Below are 21470 nucleotides of genomic sequence, written 5' to 3'. Positions count from 1 at the left end.
CGATGAAGTATTGCGTCACGCGCCTGCGCACATTACTGCGCAAACATCACGCGGGTAAATCGACGTTATCGAGGCGCTTCTGGAAGAAGTAACGGGTGTGCCCGGGTGGATAATCGTTGATCTGACCGCACTCGCTATAACCAAGACCGCGATAGAAGTCCGGTGCCTGGAAATCGAATGTATCGAGCCATATGCCCACGCAATTTTTCTCCCGCGCCAGATCTTCCGCCATCGTCATTAAACGCGAACCAAGCCCCTGACCACGGGCCTGCTCCGGCACCGCCAGCAACTCGATGAACATCCATCGATAAAAGATGCTGCCATTCAATCCGCCTAACACTTCATTGCTTTGTTCATCCCGAACCAGTAATGCAAACTTCTCCGCTCCGGACTCTCCCGCCTGAGCAACGTTATAGGCACGCAATGGTGTAAGGATTGCTGACACTTGTTCGTCGGTGGGGTTTGAGGTTTGTTCAATACGCACGTTCATCCACGGCTCCACGGGGTTAACTGGAAGAACGGCAGTCTAATACTGCTCTGCACTCAATAGGGTGCTAAAACAATGCGTTAACGCGAATTGACCTCTATTACCCAAAAAATGACCTGCTGTGTTGATATTCAATAGCCATAGCTGTTCTCCCCCACTCCTGCGCAGATGTAGAATGCTCCTACAGCCGGAGTGCCAATGACCGACCCAATTCTCAGCGAAGCCGAATACGACGCCGTCACCGATGCCGCAGCACATTGGTGCATGCGCATGCACGCCAGCGATTGCACCGCTGAAGAGCGCAGGGCATTCGAGCAGTGGCTTGATGCTCATCCGCTGCATACCGTCGAGTATCAGGCGATGCTTGAAATCTGGGAAATTTCCGAGCAAGTTGTACCGGTCAATCCTCTGCCCGCTAACCACGAAAACGTCGCGGAGTTGCGCACTGGCGCAGTACCAAAAACTTCCGGTAAAAACTGGCGCAGTTATGCCGCAGCGGCTGCGGTCATCGCCTTGGCATTGCCGGTTGCAGGCTACATTGGCTGGAACCAGGGCTGGCTGCCCAATGCCTATGACACCTATGAAGCCGACGGCAGTACCCGCTTGATTACCATGGCTGACGGCAGTCGGGTGGAGTTGAATCTGGGAACCCGCCTGACCTTCGCCAACTACAAGGATCGGCGCAGCGTAGTGCTGGACAAGGGCGAAGCGTTCTTCGAGGTCAGCCACGATGCTCAACATCCGTTTGTGGTGAAGGCCGGCCAAGGCAGCGTCAAGGTCACCGGTACAAAATTCAACGTCTGGATGTATCAGGATCAGGTTCGGGTGATGCTGCTCGAAGGCTCGGTCCAGGTGGTCAGTGACACGTCTCAACCCGGTAGCGGTTATCGCCTTGAGCCCGGCATGCAGGCCAGTTACAAAAGCGGCGATTTCCAGCCACAGATCAGCGAGACCTACGCCAACGACAACAGCCTGGCGTGGCGCAATGGCAAGCTGGTGATCAACAATCTGCCGCTGGCGCAAGCGCTACCGCTGATCAATCGCTACCTGCCGCAACCCATACTGCTGGCCGACAACGCCACCGGCGCAATCCGCATCGGCGGTAGTTACAACACGCAGGAAATGGCGAGTCTGGTGGCTTCACTGCCCAAGGTCCTGCCCGTGACGGTGACCCGTAACAGTGAAGGCAATCAGGTCATCAATAGACGTCCGAGTGCTGCGCCGAAAGGTTAGTTAGATGATCCCCAGACAGGAGCAGGCCGATGTGTGGGCCGAGCTTGGTCTGGGCGACATTCCGACAATAAGACTGGGCACGACCTAAAGGAAATCGAGTCCAGCCTTATCGCGGGCAAGCACCGCTCCCACAGGGATCTCTTTCCAATTCAGATTGATCGAATATTCCTCCTGGAGATTACTTCTGCCCCTCCTTGATAACCTGCAACCGATAAGCCGGATCCGCCTGGATCTGCTGCTCGGTGAACGGCAATACAGCCCATTGTTTTTTGGAGAACGCCTCAGTCTGGTCCCGGCGGTGCGGCGACTCCGGACTGGTTGATTCAGAGGGGGCCAGCAATCCTTGAGCATGGGGGCCGCGCTCATCGAAACTCACTACCTGCAAATAGCTGCTGCCACTGACCACTTCCCGCTTGCCATCACCACGCGGAACACTCTGTATCGCATTGTATATGCCCAAGATGCCCGGGCCGCCATGGATCGGCGTCTGCTGAGTGCCCGCGGTTGAAACCTGAATATTTCCCCAACGACTGTCTGCTTTCAGACCCGCATTGCTCATTTGTTCCGCCGATTCCAGCATCGCCGCATGCAGCGCTTCGGTTACACCCGCCTGTTGAATATTCAGCCCGCGAGGCGTGTGGATCGGATTGGCCGGATCAAATGCAATACGCCAGGCATTCGGCACACTTTGCAGCGCTTTGGTGATGTTCTGAAAATGCACGAAGCCTATACCAGCCTCCAGGTTGGCGCTGCGGTCCCACTGACTCATGCTCGTGCAAACACTTTTGATCGTCGCAACATCCGCCCCGGAATACCCTGCGCAGTATTGCAGCAGATCATCCAGCAGCCCGCCCGCCTCGGCCAGATAAACCCGGTTATCCATGACCATTGCCTGCAAGTCGGCAAGGGTAACTTTGCCAGCCTGTTGCAGGCTGGTCAGTCGATCTACTGCAAAGCGCGTGCGGGGACCCAGCGGCTGGGCATCACGGCTGATCAGCGGCGAAAAACCGGTCAAAGGCTGCGCCGGATTGGTCATCCACGCCGAGTCATTGGAATTCTGCAAATAATCGCTACGGCTTAATGTTGGCAACGCCGAACCCGGAAAAATACCCGCCTGTGCCGCTGTCGGGTCGTTATCCCAAGCGCAGGCACTGCGCGAGCCGTCCAGCACAATCATCTCCAGCCCCGCAGCAGGATCGCTGCATTGAGCGAGCTTCTGCTGGCTGACATTCGGCACAACTGAATAGTTGGTGTAGAGCGTCTGCCCCTGATCATCGACCGCGAGGGTGTTGACCCAGGGGGTGCCCTGGATTTTCTGCAACGCCCCTTTCAGCTCAGCGAGACTTTGAGCGCGGTTCATCGCGTACCACTGTTGAATGACCCGGTCATTGCCGAGGTTCGCATCACGCAGGCTGTAGGCATATTCGTGATTCCAGTCCAGCTTGCCCGGCCATTGCACCACCGGACCGAACTCGGACTGATAGATCTCACGGGATTGCTGTTGGGGCTTGCCGTCCTTGTCAGTCAGAGTAACGGTGACTGTGGCTTTTTTCAGCGGTCGGGACTGACCGTCAACGATATAACGAGTGGCATCCTTGGGATCGAGCTTGAGGCGGTACAACGTAAAGTGTTTCGAGGTATCCACCGTATGGGTCCAGGCCAGATGCTGGCTGAAACCGATATTGATCAGCGGAAAACCGGGCAGAGCAGCGCCCATCACGTCGAGTTTGCCGGGGATGGTCAAATGCATCTGATAAAAACGCATGCCGCCAACCCACGGAAAATGCGGGTTGGCCAACAGCATGCCGCGCCCGTTCTCCGACCGGTCACGCCCGATTGCCACCGCATTGCTGCCGCGCTCGAGCGCAAAGTTCTTGTCGTGGTCAGCGGCGCTGGCGAATGACATTGAATCTATTGACCGGCTGGCGGTATTGGCACCGGCGGCGGCAGGCGGTGTCGCGGCGGCCAGCGCCTCGGCAAAGCGCCCCACACCGCCTTCTACCAGCAAACGACGCGTGAGCTTGACCTGATCCTCGACAGTGATCGGGCGCAGCCATTGCGCATTAAGGCATTCAACCTGAGTACCGGCCGCTTGTGTTTCCGCGAGGAGCCGGTTGTAACCCGCCACGTATCCTTCAACCAATTGGCGGACCTGGGGCGTCTGGGCCTTCCAGAATGCTGCAACGGCCGTGGGCGTATTCAACCAGTTGAAGAACACATCGCTGGCCATGTTGTTGCGCTTCTCGAAGGTCTGATTCTCAGGACCGAAGTAACGTGAGCGCTCGCCATTAACCGTGACCACTTCGTTTGCCAGCAGGCAAAGATTGTCCTGCGCGTAGGCATAGCCGATGCCATAACCAAGGCCACGCTCGTTCTGTGCGCGAATATGCGGCACGCCAAAGGTGGTCCTGCGAACTTCCGCGCTGGCCTGTTGCGCGGGCAACTGCGCATGGGCGCTGACACTCAGGCCGAACAACAGTCCGGAAATACACAACGTCGGCACTCGCTTGAAAATGATCACTCTTACTCCTGATGGCTGGCTTACAGACAGACACAGCCGGGACGGGCTGCAGCTCACTAAAAGGACGAAGAACGACGAGTAAATTTAGTGCGCGGCGCTCAGCCGGAGAGCAGTTGAGGCGATGGCCGGTAAAGTTTTTTCAAAAAATGATTGAGGATTTGCAGCGCTCATACGTCTTACTAAGTGAGGCAAGCATTTTTAGAGCCTGAAAAGGAATTTGCGCATGTTGAATCGTCAAGCCACCACAACCCGAACGATGCTGCGCCAGTCAGCCATTGCCGCGCAGGCACAGGCGCCTGCCGCTGATACAGAACGCCAGGGCAACGAACCTATCCGCAAGTTGCTCAAAAGCTTCGGGCTGCGGACCAGCCTGGTCCGGTTGAAAGTTCTGGATGCACTGCTGCAGGCAACCAGCGAGGGTCAGCCTCTGGGCGTACGTGGTGTGCACAGTCAAATGCTCAAGCTGGATATTCCGCTGTCCTTCCTGAGCGTGCGGGAAGTACTTAAACGCCTCTGCGATGAAGGCGTCATTTTTCTCAATCCGGACAAAAGCTATAGCTTGCACCCTCAGGCCATGGAACTACTCAACGAACCGGGCAAGTCGGCTTAATGAAATGACCGCCCGGCTCTGATCCGGAACGCAAGCCCTCAGCGCTTGACCTTGCGACGAATCACGCCGTTGATGACCACGACCAGAACGGCAACGGCGATAGCGATGTACTGGAAAGTCTTCTCGCTGATGACACCGCTGGCTTGCAGGTGTGAAAGACCCAGCATGATCGCCAGTACCGCGAGGGCGATCAGCAGCGAATAGATCAAACGTTGTTTATTGGTCATTGCAAGGTTCCTGAAATCTTCGTGGACAGCATTCATTACGCTCAAATGCGCGCCTATCTTACGCTGATGTGCCAGGCCTGACAGCGGCATCCTCAAACCAGCCTCCTCGTAATGCCTTCCCTGCAATTGCTCTCCAGCCCATGCCAGAGCACATCCGGACAACGCCGGTTACAATTCGCGTGGTTTAATAGCGCCCTCTCAAGGCCGTCCAATCGGCCTTTTCGTGTTTAGCAAGGAGTCAACCATGCCCCATGAAGGCAGCCTGTTGCAGGCCGCAGTCGTGTTCCTGTTCGCCGCGGTTTTGACCGTTCCACTGGCCAAGCGGCTGCAACTGGGTGCGGTGATCGGTTACCTGTTCGCCGGTGTGATCATCGGTCCGTCGGTGCTGGGGTTGATCGGCAATCCCGAAAGCGTCAGCCATATCTCCGAACTGGGTGTTGTGTTGTTGCTGTTTATCATCGGCCTCGAACTGTCACCCAAGCGTTTATGGGTGATGCGCAAAGCGGTGTTTGGCGTCGGTATGGCGCAGGTCCTGTTGACGGGGCTGGTCATCGGCATGATTGCCCTGCTCGCCTTCGGCCAGCCACTGAATACTGCCGTTGTTCTGGGATTAGGACTGGCGCTGTCGTCCACGGCCTTTGGTCTGCAGAGTCTCGCCGAGCGCAAGGAACTGAACAGCCCTCACGGCCGACTGGCATTTGCCATTCTGTTGTTTCAGGACATCGCCGCGATCCCGTTGATTGCCATGGTGCCGCTGCTCGCCGGTACAGACGACAAGCTCAGTGCCAGCGATGGCCTGACTCATGGCCTGGAGGTACTGGGCGTCATTGCGATTGTGGTGGTAGGTGGTCGCTACTTGCTGCGTCCGGTATTCCGCATTGTGGCCAAGACAAAAATCCAGGAAGTGTCCACGGCGACCGCTTTGCTGGTGGTTATCGGCACGGCATGGCTGATGGATCTGGTGGGCGTGTCCATGGCACTGGGAGCCTTCCTTGCCGGTCTGCTGCTGGCTGACTCGGAGTACCGTCACGAACTGGAGTCGCAAATCGAGCCGTTCAAGGGCCTGTTGCTCGGTTTGTTTTTCATGAGCGTGGGCATGGGCGCCAATCTCGGATTGTTGCTCAGCGAACCTTTGGTCGTACTGGGCCTGACACTGCTACTGATTTTCATCAAATTGCCGCTGCTGTTTATTGTCGGGCGACTGGCGGGCGGGTTGGGCAAGCAAAGCGCGCTACGACTGGGCATCGTGCTCGCTGCGGGTGGTGAGTTCGCTTTTGTGGTGTTCAAGATTGGCAGCGATCAAGGCCTGTTTGACGCTCAGTTATACGACACGCTGGTACTTACCATCACACTGTCCATGGCATTGACTCCACTGTTATTACTGGGCATAGCCCGCTGGCTCAAACCCAAGCCGGTCGTGGTGGAAGTCCCGGACGAGTACCGGGATATCAACACCGACGCGCCGCGGGTGGTGATCGCAGGCATGGGCCGTATGGGCCAGATCGTTGCGCGGATTCTGCGCGCGCAGAACATCCCTTTTGTTGCCCTTGATACTGCCGTGGAGTCCATCGAGTTTTCACGCAGCTTCGGTAATGTGCCAGTGTTCTACGGCGATCCGTTGCGCCCTGAAATCCTTCGCGCAGCAAAGGTTGAGCAGGCGGAGTTTTTCATCATTGCGACGGATGATCCTGATATCAACATCAAGACTGCCGAGCTGGTTAACAAGCTGTACCCGAACATCAAGATCATCGCCCGCGCTCGCAACCGGCAGCATGTGCATCGTCTGATCGATGTCGGCGCTCAGGCCGTCAGGGAAACGTTCTATTCCAGCCTGGAAATGAGTCGGCGGACACTGATCGGCCTGGGCCTGACCCAGACGCAGGCGGACGCGCGTATCAGCCGCTTCAAACGCCACGATGAACAGGTTCTGGCAGCACAGCATCTGGTCTATGACGACGCGGCCAAGGTTCTGCAAACCGCCCGGGAAGCCAGGAAAGAACTGTCTCAGCTGTTCGAGGCGGACAGGCAGGAAGAGGAAGCCGGAAAGGATTGATAGGGCCGAACAGGCTGCAAGACCTGATTGAATGTTAAATAGTCATCGCGGGCAAGCGCGCTCCTACCGTCTGAATGCGATCAAGCGGTAGGAGCGCGCTTGCCCGCGATGACGATGTAATGCACGAATAAAACTTTATTGATTCACGGCGAACATTCGATTCAAACCCGTCGAACTGAGGCTGGATGCATTTCCCTTCTACCCATACGGCCCATCCCAATAACGACCATGCATACCGAGCTTTTTCTTCAGACGTTTAGGCAGGTGTTTTTCCTGCTTGCTGAGCTTGTAAGCCACCAGCTTTGCTGCGTTGCGAATGAACGACAGCGGCCAGAGCAGGAAGCGCCGAGGCCCGAGGAATCTGAGCTCTGATTTGACGTAACGCATCCCCTCCCCGCCAACGCCGCCGAAGGTGTCGTAGATCCAGGCTTCGCGGGACTGAAACACACCGATATCGAAGTAACGCCGAAACTCTTCCCAAATGGTGTAGTTGTGAGAATGACGACACACCGCTGAGCCTTCATACGCCACTTTCCAGTCCCGCATCAGCATCTTCGCCGTGACGTACATGTCTTCGGACAAGATCACATGCCGGGGAAAGCCCCCGATATCCAGCAAGGCTTCACGGCGGTAGGCCGCAAACGAGTTGGACATGAAGGGGGTCTTGATGCCCAATACCGGCGCATCGTCCAGCGTCTTTATCTGTGACACGGGCGGGTAATTGAACAAACGGGCGTGCTGGGCCAGCAGGCTGGCGTCTTTATGGGGTAACTGGCGCCCGCACACGGCCCCTACTTTGGGATCGGCGAAAGGCAGCAGTATATTGGCGATGGCCTGCACATCCTCGACGTACGCGTCCTGCGTCATATAGACATAGACGTCGTAATCAGGGTTGAACTCAACCATCATCTGCCGCGTGCCGCCGTGGTTGAAGTCCTTGCTGTCAATGCGCGTTACATTTGCGCAGCGCGAACGAGCCAACTCAAGCGTTCCATCGCTGGAGCTTGAGTCAACGATCAGTGTGTCGAAAACAGCGGTCTGGGTGGCCAGAGAATCCAGTAACCGCTCCAGGTCCTTTCGCCCGTTATAAGTCGGGATGACACAAGCCACTCTCAAAGACGGCATAACAAAACTCCAGGGCCAAAACCGAAATGCCCAACTTGTCAGCGTTTTTGAGGGTAGCTCATGCCTCGCGGATAGACCATACGGACCGGTAAAAACCCAATCAGCCGAGCACTTCACTCAAGGGGATGAAGTTGACCTGGTCACCCTCAGCAACGGTGCTGCCTTCGCGAACCTCGATCAAACCGTCAGCCCAGGCCGCGCTGCGCAACACGCCAGAACTCTGGTTCTTGTAAAACACCGCACGGCCCTGCTCCAGCCTGCCACGCAAATACTCTCGGCGGTTGCCGGGTTTGGTCCAGGCGAAACCTGCGGGTACCGGAAACTGTAGCGGCGTGACGTCGGCCACTCCCTGACGACGCAGCAGGTAAGGACGGGCCAGCAAGGCGAAGGTCACCAGCGTCGATGCAGGATTACCTGGCAAACCGATCACCGGCACACCGCGAAAATGCCCGAACGTCAGCGGCTTGCCAGGCTTGATTGCCAGCTTCCAAAGCGACAATTCGCCCTCCTCGCGCAGTGCGTGCCCAAGGAAGTCAGCTTCACCCACGGAAACGCCGCCGGTAGACAGGATCAGGTCCACGTCGTTGAGCGCACCCAATGCCGTACGGGTCTTCTCCAGATCATCGGGCAGAATTCCGGCATCGATCACATCGCACTCCAGCCTTTTCAGCCAACTGCACAACAACACGCGGTTGCTGTTGTAGATCTGCCCCGGCCCCAGTGGCTGACCGGGTTCGATCAGCTCATCGCCGGTCGAGAGCACAGCAACCCGTACACGCCTGATCACTTGCAGCTCCGCCAGCCCCAACGAAGCGGCCAGCCCCAGCTCTATAGGCCCAAGACGCGTGCCAGCAGCAAGGACCTTGTCACCCGTCCGGGTTTCCTGCCCCTGGGGGCGGATGTTCTGGCCGATCTGCAGAGGCTCGCTGAACCCTACACGCTGATCGGAGAAGACTTCGGCGTTTTCCTGCATTTCGATACAGTCGGCACCCGCCGGAACCGGTGCGCCAGTGAAAATCCGCGCGCACGTACCGGGCGCCAAGGGCTCCGGTGCCTGACCGGCAAAAATCCGCTGACTGACGACCAGCGGTTCGTCTTTCCAGTCAGCCAGACGCAAGACATAACCGTCCATGGCGCTGTTGGGCCAGGGTGGCAGGTCGAGCGTTGCAATCATGTCCTGAGCCAGCACCCGGCCTTGACCCTGCGCCAACAGCACTGTTTCTGACTCAGTGACGGGCGCTGCTTCAGCCATTTCCAGCAAACGCGCCAGGGCCTGTTCGACCGGCATCAACGGCTTGTTCATCGGCGCGTTACCCACGTGTTGCGCAAGGCTCGGCTTGCTTCAAATGCGGCACGAAGTTGCACGGGCGAAAACGGTTGTCCAGCTGCTGAGCGAGGATGCCGTCCCAACCGGTGCGCACTGCGTTGGTCGAACCGGGCAGGCAGCAAACCAGCGTGCCGTTGGCCAGACCCGCAAGGGCTCTGGACTGAATAGTCGAGGTGCCGATATCGGGAACGGATATCTGGCGGAATAACTCACCGAAGCCATCAACCTGTTTATCCAGCAGGCAAGCAACCGCTTCCGGTGTGCTGTCACGGCCAGTGAAACCCGTGCCACCGGTAATCAGCACGACTTGCACTTCATCATCGGCAATCCAGCCAGCGACCTTCGCGCGGATCTTGTACAAGTCATCCTTGAGCAGCACGCGCTCGATCAGGCTGTGACCGGCTTCAGTGAGACGATCGACAAACATTTGGCCAGACGTATCAGTTTCGCGAGTACGGGTGTCACTCACCGTCAAAACAGCAATATTCAGCGGTACAAAGGGGGTGTCAGCCTTGGCTTTCATCACTCTATCCAGTTGTAGAGAAAACAGGCCGGTGTTATATCACAGCACCCCATTCCACTGCTTCGGTCGAGTCGTTCATGCCAGATGCCATCACCCTTCCCGCCTGCTCCATCCTGCTGCTGGCCGGTGGTCAGGGTCAGCGTATGGGTGGCCGGGACAAAGGTTTGATTCTCTGGAACGGTGAGCCGCTGATCCAGCACCTGCATCGCCTGACCCGCCCGCTGACGGATGACTTGCTCATTTCGTGCAATCGCAACCTGGATCAATACGCAGCTTATGCCGATCGACTGGTGCAGGACGGCAACGATGAGTTTCACGGACCGTTCGCCGGTATTCGCGCTGCTCTGCCCCTGGCGCGCCATACGCATCTTCTGATCCTGCCCTGCGACGTGCCCTTGATTGACCATGCACTGCTGCAGGAACTGCGGGAAACAGCCCTCAGGCATCCTCGACAGCCGGTGATGGTGCGTAGCGGCGAGCATTGGCAACCCTTGCTCTGCGTGATCCCGACGTGCCATTTACAGGCTTTCGAAGCCGCATGGCAAAGCGGAGAACGCAGCCCGCGCAAGGTGATGGAGAGACTGGATGCTGTCGCTGTACAGTGTGAAACCGATGACCCCCGTCTCGCCAACCTCAACACCCCGGACCTGCTGAACCAGACCACAGGCTAGGGCCAGCCTTGGCTGCAATTAATATTGTTTGAACTTGCTGCAAGCAGATACGTCTTAAACGTCAGTTAACCAAGAATCGATCAGGAGACACCGTAATGAAACAACGGACCCTTCCCGCTGCCTTTTTGCTCGCACTGGGCCTGGCATCCCTCGCAGGCTGTGCATCGCCGACAGTGATCACCCTGACCGATGGCCGGGAAATCCAGGCTGTCGACACCCCGAAATACGATGAAGATTCGGGCTTCTACGAGTTCAAGCAACTCGACGGTAAAGAAACCCGCGTCAACAAAGATCAGGTGCGTACTGTCAAGGATCTGTAACTCAGAGCCTGATGCAGCAAACGTAAAAAACCCGCCAAGTGCGGGTTTTTTATGTCTTACAGAAAATGCAGCGCTACCAGTCCAGATGGATTTCACTCTGAAACTGCCGCTGCTGGCCAGTGACCGGATCGATAAAGCGCAGGCTTTGGGCGAGTAATTTCAGTGGCCTCGCGTAATCGTCCACTGCATCCTTGAGCACGTTCGGGTAGAACGGATCATTGCAGATGCCAGCCCCCAAAGCGGCCATGTGCACGCGCAACTGGTGCTTCTTGCCGGTGACCGGATACAGCGCGTAGCGCCAAAGATCACCGTTGCGCTCACAGACCTCCATGGCGGTTTCTGTATTGCTGATGCCCTCGCCTTCCTGCATGCGAAAGAACGGCTCGCCATCGATCAATCGACTTTTATGCACTCGAGGAAACTCGACACCTGGCAATGCCGGCGCAATGGCCTCATAGCGCTTGTCGATCTGTCGGGTCGGGAACAATGATTGATACGCCGAGCGCGTCTGCTTGTTGGCCGAGAACAACACAAGCCCGGCTGTGTGACGGTCAATACGATGCAAAGGCACCAGATCGGGATTATCCAGGCGACGGATCAAACGGCGCAAAAGCGTCTCTTCGACGTATTCCCCAGCAGGGGTGACCGGCAGGAAGTGTGGTTTGTCGGCAACCACCAGATGCTCGTCGGCATAGAGAATCGACTCCTGCACCGGGATTGGCGTTTCATTGGGTACTTCACGAAAGTAGTGAATCCGCAGCCCTTCCCGATAGGCCAGATCCACATCGACAGGTTTGCCGTCGGCATCCAGCACCCGTCCACGGGCAATACGGTCAAGCCACTGCTCACGGCTGATGGCACTGAAATGCGCGCACAGACAATCAAGCACAGTGAGCCACTTCCCGGGCGGTAAATAGAGGGTACTGGCCTGACTCTTGGCAGCGGAAAAAGCAGACTCGGACATACGTGGGCTCGTGGGTGACTCTTGAGTGAACAGCGCCGCATTATCACCCAAGAGCCTTACTACGGCTAATCAGCTGAAAGTGTCAGATCACACCACATGCTGCACGATCACCGCCACCACCCAAAGGCTTGGGCATGTCGGAATGGTTATCCGCACCTGCGTGAACCATCAACGCATGACCTTTGACGTCCTTGAGTTTTTTCAAACGCGGTGCCAGTACCGGGTAGTTGGCCATGCCGTCTTCGGTGACGTAAATGGCCGGGAGGTCACCCAGGTGGCCGTTCGCATAAGGACCCAGATGTTTGCCGGTTTTTTTCGGGTCCCAGTGACCACCTGCGGCCTGAGCGGCAACTTTTACGCCGTCTTTCTCGGCGGTTTCACAGCTTGGGTTTTCGTGGATGTGGAAGCCATGAACACCGGCTGGCAACGATGTGAGGTTGGGAGTGAACAGAAGGCCGTATTCAGTTTCGGTGATGATGACCTCGCCAATCGGCTTCGCCGCCTCCGTTGCACTCACGAGATTCATCGGTACAGACACCGATTCGGCGAATGCGGTGTTCAGAGAAAAAGCGCCAATCAGGCCAAGCCAGAGATAAGATTTCATCATTCGTCCATTTGCTGAGAAAAAGTGCAAGGCAGCCCGGAAAAGCCTGCCGGGATGGAGGTGGTACATAATCTTGTACCAGCTTGACGGCGAATTAGTTCCGCGGAATATGTGTGTGGGTGTTTGATTGGGGCTTGATTGGGGCTTGATTGGGGGTATATCCGTTATCTCGGCAACGGCTGATATTGGTTGCGCTTTTACAGCGCCTCACTTTTGAACATCCGGAAGCCGGCCCAGACAAAAGTAAGCAAAACGCTCTTGCCCCACCACTCGGTCCCTCGCCTAGGCTCGGGATGCCCGCCCACAGATCAAAATCAAAAGCGCGGCGGCCTGACAGCCGACCTGATGTGTGAACTTTGCGGGCTTCTGTAGGAGCTGCCGAAGGCTGCGATGCGGTTTGTCAGACGTCGAATGCGTTGGTCGTAGTGACGTCTCGCGAACAAGTTCGCTCCTACCGGTCGAGGCGATCCCGCCGTTTTCGCTCTGCTTTTGATCTGCTTTTGATTTTGATGTCAGGCGCCCCGTTAAACCACGCCGGCCGGAATTCGATATTGCTGCGTGGGGCAAACCGGCAGGGATGCCGGTTTTGCCGCCTCAGGCCATGGATGGCCGGTGGCGGCGGCCCCACGCAGCAATGTCGGATTACGGGCATGCCGAGCGACAGCGAGGCACCAAGTGGTGGGGCAAGAGCCTTTTGGTTACTTTTGGGCTCTTTTCAAAAGTGACGCGCTGTAAAAGCGCAACCAATATCAGCCCTGACCACGCCAACGGATATACACACAAAAATCACGTACCACATTCTAAAACCTACAACAGAAAACTGACCACCCGTTCGGTACTAAAGGGCCAGTCCAGTTCCGCGCCAGTATCGACACGACGCAACACCGGAATACGCAAACCATAGGTTTCAAACAACCGCTCGCTGTCGCCGATATCCACCAGTTCCACCAATAGGCCGTGCTCCACCAATGGCATTAACTCGGCTTCAGCAACCTCACACAGATGACACCCCAACGTGCCAAACAACTGACATTCAGGAGGCATACGCATGACCCTCGGCACAGAAAAAGTGAGCCTTTATTTTAGGCCTGCCTGTGATAGTCGTCGAGGATGAACCAGCACATCAAAGCGTCTCCCCGGGGCCCCGCCACTCTGGCGCTTTGTAGACTTGCCCTGCACCTGAAATCCGCATTGAAATACGATCCAGAATCGACTCCGCCGTGTATTTGGGCGTCGTCGCATTGAACGCGATAAACAACAAGCCAATCACCAAAGCTGCAGAAGGAATCCGGCCTGGCTGGAAATTTTCCAGACCCAGCAGAAAAAGGCCTGCCGCCAGAGAGCCCAGCAACGCACCGGCAATCGCTTCAGGCAACGGATGAATGAACGGTGAGACGCAGTAAATACTGAACAGCCAGCCCACTACCATGCCAAACGCTGCAGCAGGCCAACTCAACATCGGATGCACCTGCCGGGCGAGCAGACTCAAACCCACCGTGAGCACCAGACACGTATTCATCGCATGACCGCTCAGCACATAAATACCGAGACTTTCCAGCGCCACGCCCCAGCCTTTAAAGAGGATTTTACTGACGGCTACGATCGAGTAGACCGCAAAAACAGTGGCAACCCACAGCAGCGCCGAGCGACGCGAGCGGGTCATCCAGAGCCAGCCGGTGATGACGATTGCAGCCGGCAGCATGACCGTAATGCCGCCATACGGGGTAAGTGAAGCGAGGGTTATATCCAACGGTGACTCCAACACGTAGCACGCCGCCAAATCTTACTGCGCACGCTCCAGGCCAGATGAGCGCGCTCGAAAGTGTTTACGGGCAAAAGCATTGGCCCGATCCAGCACCGGCTTCTCGAAACAGCGATAACCGACCCAGCCGTAACATAGCACCGCACTCATCATCAGTGCTGTGAAGAAAATATTGTCCGCCAGCGTCTCGGGCCAACCGCCCAGCAACTGCCAGATACGTCCGATAACCCCTAGCACCAGCAAATGGGACAAGTAGACTGTGTAAGACATGTCGCCGATCAACACCAGTCCCTTGGGCATGGCCACGTGCTCACGACGTTCCAGCAATGCCAGCGTGAACACCAGCAGGCCAAACACCAGGCCGACCACCAGCATCCGTGTCAGACCATGACCTTCAAATAACCCATACAGGCCGATGACCGGAATACCCAGCAGCAATGCCCCGGTCAACAATCCCCAGACCGCAGCATCGGGGATGCGAACGTGATGTCGGCTGTAAAACAAAAGAGCCATTAACGCTCCGGCGATGAATTCAAGCGCATAAGGATGCAGAACCACTGCCAGCACAGGTGAGTACGCCTGCCAGTCCTCCAATGTGTTGAACACCAGTAAAACCAATGCCCAGACTGCCAGCAGCCATGGCAAATAGCGCTCCTTGAAAAACAGCAGGACGCTGAACACCAGATAGAACCACAGCTCAAATACCAGCGACCACGCCACCATCACCAGAAGGACCTTTTCACTGGGCAACAACAGAAAAGACAGCCACAGGTTTGACTCCCCGTGACCACTGTTGACCATTCCGGGCTGCAGCAGATAAACCGCCAGCGTGATGAAAAAATAAAGCCAGTAGGTTGGATAGATACGCGACACGCGATTGAACAGGAACCGCTGGCTTTCAACGCCACTCTGAAAACGTCCGCGACTGACGATGACCATCACAAAGCCGCTTATGACGAAAAACAGATCGACCCCTAATTGAAAGAAATCCAGCCAGCCAGGCAGCAGCCTGTCACCTCCCGAATACTTCAATTCAACAGCCGTCATATGGAAAAGCACTACGCCCAGCACCGCCAGGCCCCTTAGCCCTTGAAGGGAATACAGCCGCTCCATGTCACCCTCCAGCCCATGCCCGAGCGCCAATCGTGGCGTCAGTACTTCCATGAATTACCGAGGCACTAAACTCCCCAGACCAGCAGTCCTTGATACGTGCGAGCCATCAGATGGCGACCCGACAGCAACACACGATTCAGCATCGGGTGACAGCATAGCCAAGTCTCGCGTGATTGAGGCCAGTACCTCGCATCTAAATGCAGTACCCAAACGAAGCGCCTGCCAGTATTCCCATCAAGACAGAGCCGGAAAAATCATGGAAACTTCGGACCCAGCGCTACAACTGTAGAGGCAAACCAATACCGGCGACCTGCGCTCCTGATGAGCGCACAGCGAAAGGCAGCGCACCAACACACCGCAAAATGCCGTGCAGGTCCGCCGAACGATTTCATGCAGCATTGAAGTGAACCTTCAGCAACGCCCTGTACTCGAAACCCCATACGTACTTAATGGAGAGAAAAATGGCACGCCAAACAGCACAGAACGCCCAGGAAATTTTGATGGCTGACTTTCAGGTACTGGTTGCCGACACGGAGAAGCTCCTGGAACACACCGCGTCACTGGCAGGTGCTCAGGCTGACGAACTGCGCAGCCAGATCAATGAAAGCCTCGTGCGAGCCCGCGAAACCCTGAAGCTCACTGAAGAATCCCTCCGCGAACGCGGCAAGGCAGCCGTTGTGGCGACCGAAGATTATGTACAGACAAACCCATGGCAATCAGTCGGCATCGCTGCTGGCGTTGGCTTCCTGATCGGTCTGCTGGCTACAAGGCGCTAACGAATATGGCTCTGGGAACTGAATCCGGTCCGGCATCAGACCAGACCTCATCTTCGCCACGGCGACTGGGTGCGGCGGTCCTTGGGCTGCTGCACAGCCACGTCGAACTGTTCGGCATCGAACTGCAGGAACAAAAAGCACGTACGTTGAGCCTGCTGCTGTTCGCAGGCCTCGCGTTAGTGTTTGCCTTGCTTCTGCTGACCGGCTTGTCTGCATTGCTGCTCATCGTGCTATGGGACAGTTATCGTCTGGCTGGCATTATTGGTCTGTGTGTGTTCTATACGCTGTGCGCGCTGTTCTGCGCCCTGCGCCTCAAAGCTGCCATTTTCGACGAGTCGTCGCCGTTCAATGCGACCCTCGAAGAGCTGGCCAATGACCGTGAGCGACTGATGCGATGAGCTTGCCTGAATCCCACCAGAAACATTCCCGCCGGGAACTTCGCAAGGCACTGGTGCGCCTGCGCATGGAAATGCACCGCCAGGAAATACGGCAAGAGTCGACGAACCTGATGCAACCGTTGCGTCGGGTTCGCGGCATGACTACCGACTGGCAAGGTACATTGGGCATCAAGCATGCTCCCTTGTGGGGTATGGGCGTGGTCTCGCTTCTCGGATTTCTGGGCGGCAAGGGCGCGAAAGGCAAACGTCCCGGCGGACTCACTCGCATCGTCAAACTCGGTGTAAGTCTGTTGCCGATTATTCGACTGGCTCTGGGTTCCTCCCGAAAACACTAGTGGCAATTGGCTGCGTTCTTGCAGGCAACACTCCCCCATCAGGTTGAATCGACGGCTTCGGGTCCTACTGAAGCCGTCGATTTCGTTGTGGGATACTTTCTTGAAAGCCGTTTCACCAGCCCTTTTTGACCGCCGTTTCTATTGCCGTTAACTGCCGAGTTTACTGAGGAGGCCATGTGATTGATGGGCAACCCCTTGCCTGCTTTCAGCCGTTCATTGATACCGCTACTGGCCGTATTGCTGGTGTTGAAGCATTGGGCCGTGTTCTTCAGGATGACGGCCAACTCAAATCTGTCGGGCCATTGTTCGCTGATCCGCGAGTACCTGCTGCTGCATTGCGTCGCCTGGATCGTATTATCCGGGACGACGCACTGAGTCGACTTCACCAGGCTCCTGATGACTGGTTTCTGAGCCTGAATATTTCACCACGCTGGATCTCTCGTCTGCGCCCTGGCCAGCCGCTGCCCAGCCTCAAGCAGTTGCAACGAAATGGTGTAGATCCACGCCGTATCGTTTTTGAAATCACTGAACTGGAAGGCAACAGCCAGCGTCTTGCGGAAGTCGTGAGCCGCTATCGCGACGCAGGCGCCCGAATTGCCATTGATGATTTCGGCGCGGGCTACTCCCAACTGGATCGGGTGCTTGCACTGCAACCTGACATTCTCAAGCTGGACATGCGCTTGTTTCAGGCCGCCGCGAAAGGCGGCCCCAGCAGCGACATCGTCAAGGCTCTGGCCCAGATGGCAGAGAAAACCGGTTGCTGGATTATTGCTGAAGGTGTCGAAACCGAGGCAGAACTGCATTTCGCTCTCGAATGCGGTGCGCGGTATGTACAGGGCTTTCTGTTTGCCAGAGGCGAGCAGGCTTTTTTCGATCAGGATGCGTTTGTCGAACAATTCGCCCGACTGCGCGACTGCTATGTACAGAAAAAGCTGGCAGAACGGGCACGGGTGATGGATCTTCGCCAGCAACTGACTTCGTTGATGGCCGCTCTGCAGCATTGGGATCAGCGATCCCTCGACCAACTGCCGCAACTGCACGATTACCCCTGGTTGCTACGCTTCTACCAATGCGACCGGCATGGCACCCAGCTCACGCCCAATCTGGAGTGGCGCAACGGCGAATGGCATTCCGATGCGGCTTACATAGGCCATAACTGGTCATGGCGTCCCTATTTCTATCATTTGCTTGCAGAAGGCTGGCATGAACGCCGCCTGATTCTGTCCAACACCTATCGCGACGCCACGACCAATCAGTACTGCCTGACCGCCGGGCAGTTTTTCGACAACGACCAACGCATACTCCTGATCGATGTCGATGCGATTGGCTTTTAAAGCCTTGCAGCCGGGTCACCGAATCAGGAAGCTAGGCAGTCTTTACCGACGGAGTGAACGCCTTGGATTGGCAAACCCTGCTCAACCGCGAACGACTTGGCAAAACCCTGCACAGCCCTGAAGAACTGGGACGCAGTCCTTTTCACAAGGACCACGACCGGATCATTTTTTCCGGGGCTTTTCGACGCCTCGGGCGCAAGACACAAGTACACCCGGTTTCGAGCAATGACCACATCCATACGCGCCTGACCCACTCACTGGAAGTCAGCTGCGTGGGCCGTTCATTGGGCATGCGTGTCGGTGAAACCCTGCGCAGCGCCCTCCCCGACTGGTGCGATCCCAGTGATCTGGGCATGGTCGTGCAATCAGCCTGCCTGGCCCACGACATTGGCAATCCGCCTTTCGGTCACTCTGGCGAAGACGCGATTCGCAACTGGTTCAATCAGGCTGCAGGCCGTGGCTGGCTGGATGCAATGAGCGAGGTCGAACGTAATGACTTCCTCAATTTCGAAGGCAATGCCCAAGGCTTTCGCGTTCTGACTCAACTGGAATATCACCAGTTCGACGGCGGTACACGGCTGACCTATGCAACCCTTGGCACTTATCTTAAATATCCTTGGACGGCGCGCCACGCCGACTCTCTGGGCTACAAGAAACACAAATTTGGCTGCTATCAGAGCGAGCTACCGATTCTGGAGCAAATCGCCCAGAAACTGGGCTTGCCGCAACTTGAAGAGCAACGCTGGGCTCGGCATCCATTGGTGTACCTGATGGAAGCTGCGGACGACATCTGCTACGCGCTGATCGATCTGGAAGATGGCCTGGAAATGGAGCTGCTGGAGTATGCGGAGGTCGAAGCGCTGCTTCTGGGGCTGGTCGGCGATGATTTGCCTGATACCTACCGCCAACTTGGGCCTGATGACTCGCGTCGACGCAAACTGGCAATCCTGCGTGGCAAAGCCATCGAGCATTTGACCAACGCGGCGGCGCGGGCCTTCGTCGAACAACAGGACGCATTGCTGGCTGGCACCCTGAGTGGTGACCTGGTCGAGCATATGCATGGCCCGGCCAAGCGCTGCGTGCTGAGCGCCAAAGACATGGCGCGCAAGAAAATATTCCAGGACAAGCGCAAGACGCTGCATGAAATCGGCGCCTACACAACACTTGAAATACTGCTTAATGCGTTCTGTGGTGCTGCTCTGGAGCAGTTCGGCGGACGTACGCCGTCTTTCAAGCATCGTCGTATTCTGGACCTGCTCGGCAACAGCGCTCCGGATCCCAAGGCACCTCTGCACGCTTCCTTCCTGCGCATGATCGACTTCATCGCCGGTATGACCGACAGCTACGCGAGTGAAATGGCGCGGGAGATGACCGGCCGCTCCAGCCCGATGTAAAGGTCAACAGTTGCCGTCGCTCGCCTGCAAGGGAGCAGACGGCAGCACTGCTGTGTGCCCGTCATCGCCGCAGCGGTGCCGACGGTGCTGATTTACTACGATGGATCTACCTGATACGACTTAAAGCTTCGGACGTCTCCTACAGCCTTTTAGGAATCGTCTTATCGTAAGCGCTCAATACCTGCCAGATACTCCCGCCCCTTTAGCCGCCATCGCTGGCGCCTCTACATTACCCGCCCACGAGGCCTTGTCGATGCTGCCCGTCGTCGCAGCCTTGCGTCGGCTCAGCATCCGGGCCGCCAACAACTCTTGCCGGATTTCCTGATGTTTAAACATAAATTACGCATTCTGCTGGTGGAAGATCATCCCTTCCAACTGATTGCCACACAGATCATTCTGAACAATCAGGGCTACTTTTTACTGACCCCTGCCCTGACTGCTACCGAGGCCATGCAAGCCATAGAACGATCCGCCGAGCCTTATGACCTGCTGATTTGCGACCAGCGCCTGCCAGATGGCGCAGGACTCGACATCATAGAGCAGGCGTTTCAGCAAGGCATGGCCCGTTACGCCATCGTCCTCAGCGGGCTGGATAACGCCCAACTGCGTGCCATCGAACACCTGGCGGTTCAGCGCGGGCTGCCTCTGCTGGGTTGTCTTGGCAAACCCCTGCACGGTGCTGACCTTGCCCAACTGCTGGAGCCCTGCTTTCCGGCAAGCTGAACCGCTGAAGCATGGCGGGATGAAAGCCATTACCCGTCTACGCAGACTCTAACGCTGTAGTGAACTACGCTAGTACAACTACCGAAAGCGTATAAACAACGTGTAGGGTAATTCCCGCGCGAAATAAACAACATACACATCGCCCTCCGTTCATCAGAGTAATCCACCGCTGAATTAAACATCACGCATCAGAAAAACAGGCTCCTACGTGCTCCAATACTCTAATTACTGTAGGAACTTTCCTATATATCACCTATAGCAGGGTCTCTTCATGTGCCTGCCCGAACATCTGAGCTAAGGTGCGCCCTTTCCTCGCATCTTGTTATGGATAGAATTATGAACTCAGTTTTTATCATCGACGACCATCCGGTTATTCGCCTTGCCGTTAGAATGCTTCTGGAAAATGAAAACTACGAAGTCGTAGGCGAAACCGATAACGGTGTGGATGCGATGCAAATGGTCCGCGAATGCATGCCGGACCTGATCATCCTCGACATCAGCATCCCCAAGCTGGATGGCCTGGAGGTACTGGCCCGCTTCAACTCGATGGGGCTTGATTCGAAAATTCTGGTCCTGACCTCTCAGACACCGAGTCTTTTTGCGATTCGCTGCATGCAGTCAGGCGCGGCGGGATATGTGTGTAAACAGGAAGATCTCAGCGAATTACTCAGTTCGGTGAAAGCGGTATTATCCGGCTACAATTACTTCCCAAGCCAGGCACTCACTCCACCCAGTGGAGAAAACGGTCAACCCAGCGAAATAGAGCTGTTCAAGTTAGTCAATGATCGCGAATTGATGGTACTGCAATTATTTGCCCAAGGTAGAACGAACAAGGAAATTGCCAAGGGCATGTTTCTCAGCAACAAGACAGTCAGTACTTACAAAACACGCCTGATGCAGAAACTCAGGGTCAAAACCCTGGTAGAACTAATCGAAATGGCAAAACGCAACGCGCTAGTGTGAGGAACAG

23 protein-coding genes are annotated in these 21470 nt (G+C 56.3%); 12 read left to right on the top strand and 11 right to left on the bottom strand.

Features of this window, described 5'->3' with window-relative positions; translation table 11 throughout:
- Nucleotides 1–46 precede the first annotated feature (46 nt).
- Nucleotides 47–490, bottom strand: a complete 444-nt coding sequence (locus tag AO242_RS10850; protein ID WP_099268688.1) for a GNAT family N-acetyltransferase — start codon at nt 488–490, stop codon at nt 47–49.
- Nucleotides 491–685: 195 nt separating this feature from the next.
- Between AO242_RS10850 and AO242_RS10845 the strand changes: the two genes are divergently transcribed.
- A complete protein-coding gene (locus tag AO242_RS10845) occupies nt 686–1720 on the top strand; it encodes a FecR family protein (protein WP_099268687.1) in 1035 nt (344 codons plus the stop codon).
- 178 nt (nt 1721–1898) lie between these two features.
- Here AO242_RS10845 and pvdQ read toward each other — a convergent pair whose 3' ends face one another.
- A complete protein-coding gene (gene pvdQ, locus AO242_RS10840; protein ID WP_099268686.1) occupies nt 1899–4241 on the bottom strand; it encodes a bifunctional acylase PvdQ in 2343 nt (780 codons plus the stop codon).
- A gap of 223 nt (nt 4242–4464) precedes the next feature.
- Between pvdQ and AO242_RS10835 the strand changes: the two genes are divergently transcribed.
- The gene (locus AO242_RS10835; protein ID WP_099268685.1) at nt 4465–4851 is read left to right on the top strand and encodes a Fe2+/Zn2+ uptake regulation protein; all 387 of its coding nucleotides are present in this window, start codon (nt 4465–4467) and stop codon (nt 4849–4851) included.
- 38 nt (nt 4852–4889) lie between these two features.
- On the opposite strand, the gene AO242_RS10830 is transcribed toward AO242_RS10835, so the two are convergent.
- Nucleotides 4890–5078 (bottom strand): hypothetical protein, encoded by a 189-nt coding sequence (locus AO242_RS10830; protein WP_027898664.1) that lies wholly within the window; start codon nt 5076–5078, stop codon nt 4890–4892.
- Nucleotides 5079–5322: 244 nt separating this feature from the next.
- On the opposite strand from AO242_RS10830, the gene AO242_RS10825 reads away from it, so the two are divergent.
- Entirely contained in the window at nt 5323–7131 is a 1809-nt protein-coding gene (locus tag AO242_RS10825) for a monovalent cation:proton antiporter-2 (CPA2) family protein (protein ID WP_099268684.1), read from the top strand.
- A 198-nt stretch (nt 7132–7329) separates the two neighbouring features.
- Here the strand turns inward: AO242_RS10825 and AO242_RS10820 are convergent, their stop codons facing one another.
- The 3 genes from AO242_RS10820 to moaB all read right to left on the bottom strand — a co-directional run bounded on the left by AO242_RS10820 (nt 7330) and on the right by moaB (nt 10106).
- Complete coding sequence (locus AO242_RS10820) at nt 7330–8256, bottom strand: glycosyltransferase (protein WP_027898185.1); 927 nt, start codon at nt 8254–8256, stop codon at nt 7330–7332.
- A 100-nt stretch (nt 8257–8356) separates the two neighbouring features.
- Nucleotides 8357–9559 carry a molybdopterin molybdotransferase MoeA gene (locus tag AO242_RS10815; protein WP_099268945.1) on the bottom strand — a complete coding sequence of 401 codons (1203 nt, stop codon included), beginning with the start codon at nt 9557–9559 and terminating at the stop codon, nt 8357–8359.
- A gap of 7 nt (nt 9560–9566) precedes the next feature.
- Nucleotides 9567–10106 (bottom strand): molybdenum cofactor biosynthesis protein B, encoded by a 540-nt coding sequence (gene moaB / locus AO242_RS10810; protein ID WP_027898187.1) that lies wholly within the window; start codon nt 10104–10106, stop codon nt 9567–9569.
- A gap of 77 nt (nt 10107–10183) precedes the next feature.
- On the opposite strand from moaB, the gene mobA reads away from it, so the two are divergent.
- Together mobA and AO242_RS10800 are read left to right on the top strand one after the other, a co-directional pair.
- The gene (mobA, locus tag AO242_RS10805; protein WP_099268683.1) at nt 10184–10777 is read left to right on the top strand and encodes a molybdenum cofactor guanylyltransferase MobA; all 594 of its coding nucleotides are present in this window, start codon (nt 10184–10186) and stop codon (nt 10775–10777) included.
- A 95-nt stretch (nt 10778–10872) separates the two neighbouring features.
- Nucleotides 10873–11097, top strand: coding sequence for a YgdI/YgdR family lipoprotein (locus AO242_RS10800; protein ID WP_027898189.1), 225 nt, complete (start codon nt 10873–10875; stop codon nt 11095–11097).
- Nucleotides 11098–11170: 73 nt separating this feature from the next.
- On the opposite strand, the gene AO242_RS10795 is transcribed toward AO242_RS10800, so the two are convergent.
- The 5 genes from AO242_RS10795 to AO242_RS10770 form a co-directional block, all read right to left on the bottom strand.
- Nucleotides 11171–12061 (bottom strand): pseudouridine synthase, encoded by an 891-nt coding sequence (locus AO242_RS10795; protein ID WP_099268682.1) that lies wholly within the window; start codon nt 12059–12061, stop codon nt 11171–11173.
- Between the two features lie 82 nt (nt 12062–12143).
- Complete coding sequence (gene sodC, locus AO242_RS10790) at nt 12144–12665, bottom strand: superoxide dismutase family protein (RefSeq protein WP_027898191.1); 522 nt, start codon at nt 12663–12665, stop codon at nt 12144–12146.
- 807 nt (nt 12666–13472) lie between these two features.
- Nucleotides 13473–13709 (bottom strand): glutaredoxin family protein, encoded by a 237-nt coding sequence (locus AO242_RS10780; RefSeq protein WP_027898737.1) that lies wholly within the window; start codon nt 13707–13709, stop codon nt 13473–13475.
- 79 nt (nt 13710–13788) lie between these two features.
- On the bottom strand, nt 13789–14415 hold the full coding sequence (locus tag AO242_RS10775; protein WP_306475049.1) for a hypothetical protein: 627 nt from the start codon (nt 14413–14415) through the stop codon (nt 13789–13791).
- Between the two features lie 33 nt (nt 14416–14448).
- Nucleotides 14449–15540 (bottom strand): acyltransferase family protein, encoded by a 1092-nt coding sequence (locus AO242_RS10770; protein ID WP_099268680.1) that lies wholly within the window; start codon nt 15538–15540, stop codon nt 14449–14451.
- Nucleotides 15541–16001: 461 nt separating this feature from the next.
- On the opposite strand from AO242_RS10770, the gene AO242_RS10765 reads away from it, so the two are divergent.
- From AO242_RS10765 to AO242_RS10735, 7 genes are all read left to right on the top strand, one after another.
- Nucleotides 16002–16316 carry a DUF883 family protein gene (locus AO242_RS10765; protein WP_027898740.1) on the top strand — a complete coding sequence of 105 codons (315 nt, stop codon included), beginning with the start codon at nt 16002–16004 and terminating at the stop codon, nt 16314–16316.
- 5 nt (nt 16317–16321) lie between these two features.
- Nucleotides 16322–16714 carry a phage holin family protein gene (locus AO242_RS10760; protein WP_027898741.1) on the top strand — a complete coding sequence of 131 codons (393 nt, stop codon included), beginning with the start codon at nt 16322–16324 and terminating at the stop codon, nt 16712–16714.
- Complete coding sequence (locus tag AO242_RS10755; protein ID WP_099268679.1) at nt 16711–17049, top strand: hypothetical protein; 339 nt, start codon at nt 16711–16713, stop codon at nt 17047–17049. The genes AO242_RS10760 and AO242_RS10755 overlap by 4 nt, the downstream gene beginning before the upstream one ends.
- Nucleotides 17050–17225: 176 nt before the next feature.
- Nucleotides 17226–18383 carry an EAL domain-containing protein gene (locus AO242_RS10750; protein ID WP_099268678.1) on the top strand — a complete coding sequence of 386 codons (1158 nt, stop codon included), beginning with the start codon at nt 17226–17228 and terminating at the stop codon, nt 18381–18383.
- A 62-nt stretch (nt 18384–18445) separates the two neighbouring features.
- Nucleotides 18446–19777 (top strand): deoxyguanosinetriphosphate triphosphohydrolase, encoded by a 1332-nt coding sequence (locus AO242_RS10745; RefSeq protein ID WP_027898744.1) that lies wholly within the window; start codon nt 18446–18448, stop codon nt 19775–19777.
- A 324-nt stretch (nt 19778–20101) separates the two neighbouring features.
- Nucleotides 20102–20500 (top strand): response regulator, encoded by a 399-nt coding sequence (locus tag AO242_RS10740; protein ID WP_099268677.1) that lies wholly within the window; start codon nt 20102–20104, stop codon nt 20498–20500.
- Between the two features lie 336 nt (nt 20501–20836).
- Entirely contained in the window at nt 20837–21463 is a 627-nt protein-coding gene (locus AO242_RS10735) for a response regulator transcription factor (protein ID WP_027898746.1), read from the top strand.
- Nucleotides 21464–21470: the final 7 nt, after the last annotated feature.

Origin of the sequence: Pseudomonas sp. ICMP 561 (assembly GCF_002699985.1) — a bacterium.
In the GTDB taxonomy this organism is placed as follows: Bacteria; Pseudomonadota; Gammaproteobacteria; order Pseudomonadales; family Pseudomonadaceae; genus Aquipseudomonas; species Aquipseudomonas quasicaspiana.
The sequence above is the reverse complement of the archived record's forward strand: the minus strand, read 5'-3'. Positions and strand labels throughout refer to the sequence as shown.